We start from the raw sequence: 6,000 nt of genomic DNA on the forward strand, positions 1-6,000 counted from the left end.
CCCGCGTGGCGGGCATCGCGAATGAATTGGCTCTGTTTGCGTTAGCTGCTGTGGTTTTAATGCAAGCGCTCAAGCACGCCATTTCCGGGCGCCCAAGAGTTCGTGCCACCGCCACCGCATGGGTTTCGCTTCGCTCTACACCATCCTACGAAAGCCTCTGCGCACCACGTGGTGATTCGTCGGACGAAGAAAGTTGGAGCAGCCGCCAAGGCCCCTCCAGGAGGCCGAACGCAGTCGTTGCGCCGGGGGACGAGCGGCATGGATGCCGCGAGAGGCGCGCCAGGCCATGGATGGCCCATCGCGCCGGCCCCCAGACGACGCTTGCGGCGAACGCACTTCAGTGCGGCCCGAAGGGCGAGCGTAGCGAGTAACGGCGATGGAGTGAGGGAACCCGACGCAGTCGGGACGGATGATGGGGCAAGTTTTTTGGTTCCTTTTCACCGGGCTGGCGTTCCAGCGATTGGAAAAGGGACTCGCCCGGGAGGGCGAAACCAGAAACATCACCAGAACTCAGCAATCAGCTGAGCTCAAATCCTCTAGCAACACCTAACGCAGACAGAGCCAATGAATTCGCTCCCACGGGCGATGCTGCGCCTGGTGCGAATCGGGTTGCCCGGGCTTCAGCCCGGGGTGCGTTCGGCCAACTGATTGGCGTCCGGCGTCCAGCCGCCACCCAGGGCCTTGTACAGGCCGACGGCGGCTTGCAGGCGGGCGAGGCGCAGTTGCACGGCGTCGTCTTCGGCCTGGTAGAGGCTGCGCTGGGTCTCCAGCACGGTGAGCAGGGTCTCGGCGCCGGCGCGGTAGCGGTTTTCCGCCAGTTCGAAGGCGCGCTGGGCCTGGGCGAGTTCCTCGGCCTGCCACTGGCGCTGGCGGTCGAGGCCGTCGATGGCCAGCAGGGCGCGCTCCACGTCGCCGAAGGCCGCGACTATGGCGGCGCGGTAGGTGGCCAGCAGCTCCTCTTCGCGGGCCTGGCGCTGGCGATGGCTGGCATCGAGGCGGCCGGCGTTGAAGATCGGCGCGGTGAGGCCGGTGGCGACGCTGTAGTAAGGGTTGCGCAGGATGTCGGAGAACTGCTCGGAGCCGGTGCCGAGGCTGGCGCTCAGGGTCAGGCTCGGCAGCATGGCGGCGCGGGCGACGCGTACATCGGCATCGGCGGCGGCCAGGCGTGCTTCGGCGGCGGCGATGTCGGGGCGACGGCCGAGCAGTTCGCTGGGCACCCCGGCGCCGATGCCGGGCCACTGGATGCAGGCCAGCTTCTCGCCCTTCAGGTGCAGCGCCTGCACCGGCTGGCCGAGCAGCGTGGCCAGGGCGACACGGGCTTCGCCGCCCTGCTGGCGCAGGCGTTCCAGGGCGCGTTCGCGGCCGGCCACCAGGCTGCGCTGCTGGGCCAACTCCAGGCGCGTGGCGGCGCCGGCGGCCTGGCGTGCTGCCACCAGTTCCAGTACCTGGCGGGCGTTGCCGAGGTTGCCTTCGGCGATGCGTACCTGTTCGCCCAGGGCCAGCACCTGCAGGTAGCTGCTGGCGACGCCGGCGAGCAGGGTCAGCTCCAGGGTCGCCTGGTCGAAGTGGCTGGCCTCCAGGCTGTGCAGGGCGCTGTCGCGGGCGGCGCGCCTGCCGCCCCAGAAATCCAGCTCGTAGCTGGCGCTGAGGCCGGTGGCATAGGTGTCGAAACGCGGCCTGTCGTGCTCGGCATCCAGGGCGCTGAAGCCTTCGTCACCCAGCAGTTGCTGGTAGCTGCCGCTCAGCTCGGCCTTCACGTCGGGCAGCAGCGGGGCGCCGGCGATCACGGCGGCGGCGCTGGCCTGGCGTATCCGTGCGCGGCCGGCGGCAAGATCGAAGCTGCCCTGGCGGGCCTGCTGGATCAGTTGGCTGAGTTCAGGGCTGCCGAAGGCGTGCCACCAGTCGGCGGTGATCTGCGCGGCGCCCTGGCGGTCAGGGGACTGCCAGTGGGGGGGCGGCGTGATCGCCGCCGTCGGTGTGGTATCGGCACCGGTGCAGGCGCCGAGCGCCAGGCACAGCGGCAGCAGGGTGCGGGGGGCGAATGCGGTCATGGGCTGGTCAGTGCGGTTACCGGGTCGAGCCGCGCGGCCTTGCGTGCCGGCATGAAGCCGAAGGCGACGCCGGTGGCCAGGGCGCAGGCGAAGGCGCCGAGCATGGCGGTGAGGGAGAAGGCGATGGCGACATCCGCCAGCAGCAGGGCGCCGCCCAGCAGCAGGGCGATGGCGATGCCGGCGATGCCGCCGGTGACCGAGAGCAGCGTGGCTTCGGTGAGGAACTGGCGGAGGATGTCGCGCTGGCGGGCGCCGGTGGCTATGCGGATGCCGATTTCGCGGGTCCGCTCGCGCACCGTCATGAGCATGATGTTCATGACGCCGATGCCGCCCACCAGCAGGGAGATGGCGGCGATGGCGCCGAGCATCAGCGACAGGCTGTTGCGCGTGCTGGCCTCGGCCTGGATCAGTGCGGCGTTGTTGGTCAGCTCGAAATCGCGGATGCCGCGGTGCAGGCGCAGCAGCAGGCGGTCGATGGCGGCCTCGGCCTGCTGCACGCGGCGGGCGTCGGCGGCGGCGACCACGACGAAATCCGGCTCGGGCTTGCCGAACAGGCGGATGCTGGCGGTGGAGTAGGGCACGACGATCTGCGAGTCGGCGTCCTCGTCGCCGGAGCTGGCGCCCTTGGCCGCCAGGGTGCCGATCACCTGGAAGGGCACGTTCTCGATGAGGATGTGCTGGCCGATGGGGTCGCGCCCGGCGAACAGCTTGTCGCGTACCTTCTGGCCGATCACCGCCACGGTGGCGGCGCTGTCCTCGTCGGCCTGGTCGAAGAAGGCGCCTTCGGCGACGGGCCAGTTGAGGATGCTGGGGAAGTCGACGCCGTTGCCGCGGGTGTAGGCCTGGAAGTCGAGGTTGCCGCGACGCACCAGGGTGTCGCCGCCGGTGACCGGCATGATCCGCTGCACCTGGGGCAGCTTGGACAGCGCGGCGATGTCGGCGAGGCTGACCACGCCTTCGGGTACGCGCGGGTTCGGCGAATAGCCGGAGAGGTAGATGATGTTGGAGCCGAAGGCGCCCATCTGCGCCATGACCTGGCGCTTGCTGCCTTCGCCGATGGCCAGCATGACCACCACCGAGGCGACGCCGATGACGATGCCGAGCAGGGTCAGGGCGGTGCGGAAGCGGTTCACCCACATCACCCGCCAGGCGGCGCGCAGGGCTTCGAGCAGTTCGCCCCGCCAGGCGCCGGGAGGCAGTTCGCGGCGTTCTTCGAGGCGTTCGCGCAGGTGGCTGGCGGGCAGTGCGCCGGCGTTGGCACCGGGCGCTCGGGCGTCGGCGCTGTCACTGAGGACATGGCCGTCGCGCACTTCGATGATGCGCTGGGCGCGGGCGGCGACTTCGCGGTCGTGGGTGATGAGGATCACCGCGTGGCCCTGGGCGGACAGCTCCTCGAGCAGCTTCATCACCTCGATGCCGCTCTGGCTGTCGAGGGCGCCGGTGGGCTCGTCGGCGAGGATCACGTGGCCGCCGTTCATCAGCGCGCGGGCGATGGAGACGCGTTGCTGCTGCCCGCCGGAGAGCTGGTGCGGACGGTTGCCGGCGCGGCTCTCCAGGCCCAGGCGGCGCAGCAGTTCGGCGGCGCGTGCGCTGCGCTCGGGCGCGGGGATGCCGGCATAGATGGCCGGCATCTCGACGTTCTCGCGGGCCGAGGCGGAGGGGATCAGGTGGTAGCCCTGGAAGACGAAGCCGAAGGCCTCGCGGCGCAGCCAGGCCAGCTCGTCGACATCCAGCGCGGCGACGTCGCGGCCGGCGAAGCGGTAGGTGCCGGAGCTGGGGCGGTCGAGGCAGCCGAGGATGTTCATCAGGGTCGACTTGCCGGAGCCGGAGGCGCCGACGATGGCGACGAATTCGCCGGCCTCGATGCGCAGGGAGATGCCGCGCAGCACCTCGACTTCCGGCGCGCCGTTGCCGCCGTAGCGCTTGCGGACGTCGACCAGTTCCAGCAGGGCGGGTTCGTGCAGGGCCTTCATCGGGCGTCGCCGGGTTCGCCGATCAGCAGGCGTTCGCCCTCGCTGAGCCCGGACAGCACCTGGACCTGCATGCGGTCGCGCACGCCGGTACGCACCCGGCGCTCCTCGATGGCGCCCCGGGCACCGACCACCAGCACCTTGTCGTCGTCCTGCAGTGCGGCGATGGGCACGGCCAGGGCGTTCTCGACGCGCTCGGAGACGAAGTGGACCTGGGCGGTCATCTCGGTCATCAGGGTGTTGTCCTGGTTGTCCACGTCCAGCAGCACGGTGTAGAGCACCACGCGGCCGCCGCTGCCGGTGGGGCTGCCGCCGCCCTGGCTGAGCTGGTCGAGCGGGCGCGGCGGCAGCGGCAGCACCTGGCGCACGCGGGCTTCCCAGCGCCGGCCTTCGCCGCTGAGGGTGGTGAACCAGGCGGGCATGCCGGGCCGCACGCGGCCGATGTCGGCTTCCGAGACCTGGGCCCAGACGGTCATCGGCGAGAGCTTGGCGATACGCAGGATCAGCGGTGTCTGCTGCTGGGCGTTGAGGGTCTGGCCGACGCGGGCGTCGACAGCTACCACGGTGCCGGAGATGGGGGCGTAGATGCGCGTGTAGCCGAGCTCGGCCTCGTCGCTGCGCAGGGTCGCCTGGGCCTGGCGGATCTGGGCCTCGATCATGGCGATGCGCGCCTGGGTGGTGCGTACCTGGGCGTGGGCCACCTGCAGGTCTTCGTCACGGGTGGCGCCGCTGGCGGCGAGTTTCTGCTGGCGGGCGTACTGCTGGCGGGCCAGCGCGTGCTGGGCCTGCTGTTCTTCCCGCTGCGCCTTGAGGGTGTCGATGGAGGAGCGCCCGGCATCGACCCGCGCCTGCTGGGTGGAGGGGTCGATCTCCACCAGCAGCTGGCCTTCATCGACGCTGTCGCCGGGCTCCACGTGCAGCTTGCGGATCTGCCCGGAGGCCTGGGCGCCGACGTCGACGTAGCGACGTGGCTGCAGGGTGCCGAGGGCGCTGACGCTGCTTTCGATGGTGCCGACGGCGACGGTCACGGTGTCGCCTTCATGGACGGCGTCGGGCATGGCCTTCCAGGCGGCGAGCGCGAGGAGGGGGACGAGCAGCAGCGGGGCGAGGATCAGGCGGCGTGGAAGTCGTGGGGCGCTCATGGGATGTCCGGCTCTGGAGGGGCCCTGGCCGGCACGGGGCGACGGCGAAGGGGCGCTGCCAGATGAACGATCAGGGCGCGGGGAAATTTACCGGGTGGGGCGTTCCGGGCGTGGCGCCCGGCTTCACAGGCGCATCTTGCGGTTGCTGATCAGGGTGCTGCCGTCGGCCTGCTGGGCGAGGCTGACGGGCAGGACCTGGGGCAGGGCGCTGACCAGGCTGCGGATGTCGCGGGTGCTGTAGATGCCGCCGATGCGCTGGTCGGCGCTGGCCTGGTCGCCCAGTACCAGCGGGGCGTCGAGGTAGCGGTTGATCAGCGGCACGGCCTCGGCGAGGGTCAGGTCGTCGAGGATCAGCTTGCCGTCGCGCCAGGCCAGGGCCTTCTGCGTGTCCACGGCGCCGACCACCGGCTGCATGTCGCCCGGGCCGAAGCTGGCCTGCATGCCGGGGCTGAGGTTGCTGTCGTTGCCGCGCTGTTCGCTGCGCACCTTGACCGAGCCCTCGGTGACGGTGACCACGACGTTGTCCTGGTACTTCCAGACGTTGAAGCGGGTGCCGGTGACGGTGATCGAACCCTGGCCGGCCTGCACCACGAAGGGGTGGGCGCTGTCGTGGCTGACGTGGAAGTAGGCTTCGCCGCTGTCGAGGCTGACGCGGCGGCGGTCGATGAAGCTGGCGTAGCTCAGGCGCGTGGCGAGGTTCAGCTCCACGTCGCTGCCGTCGGGCAGGGTGACGCGGCGGATGCTGCTTTCAGCCTGGTAACGCTGGTAGCTGTCGGGCACCCAGCCGGCCAGCCAGCCGCTGTAGCCGGCCAGGGGCGCGGCGATCAGGGCCAGGGC

General features: G+C 70.7%; 4 protein-coding genes. All 4 read right to left on the reverse strand.

Annotation, left to right across the window (positions count from 1 at the left end):
* Positions 1-620 precede the first annotated feature (620 nt).
* Positions 621-2,051 carry an efflux transporter outer membrane subunit gene (locus DMX10_RS27095; RefSeq protein WP_111264008.1) on the reverse strand — a complete coding sequence of 477 codons (1,431 nt, stop codon included), beginning with the start codon at positions 2,049-2,051 and terminating at the stop codon, positions 621-623.
* Positions 2,048-4,024, reverse strand: coding sequence for a MacB family efflux pump subunit (locus tag DMX10_RS27100; RefSeq protein WP_111264009.1), 1,977 nt, complete (start codon positions 4,022-4,024; stop codon positions 2,048-2,050). The genes DMX10_RS27095 and DMX10_RS27100 overlap by 4 nt, the downstream gene beginning before the upstream one ends.
* Entirely contained in the window at positions 4,021-5,163 is a 1,143-nt protein-coding gene (locus DMX10_RS27105) for an efflux RND transporter periplasmic adaptor subunit (RefSeq protein ID WP_111264010.1), read from the reverse strand. The genes DMX10_RS27100 and DMX10_RS27105 overlap by 4 nt, the downstream gene beginning before the upstream one ends.
* Positions 5,164-5,286: 123 nt before the next feature.
* Positions 5,287-6,000, reverse strand: a 714-nt coding sequence (locus DMX10_RS27110) for a FecR family protein (RefSeq protein ID WP_111264011.1), incomplete at its 5' end; no start/stop codon positions are given.

Origin of the sequence: Pseudomonas sp. 57B-090624 (assembly GCF_003234055.1) — a bacterium.
Taxonomy (GTDB): Bacteria; Pseudomonadota; Gammaproteobacteria; order Pseudomonadales; family Pseudomonadaceae; genus Metapseudomonas; species Metapseudomonas tohonis.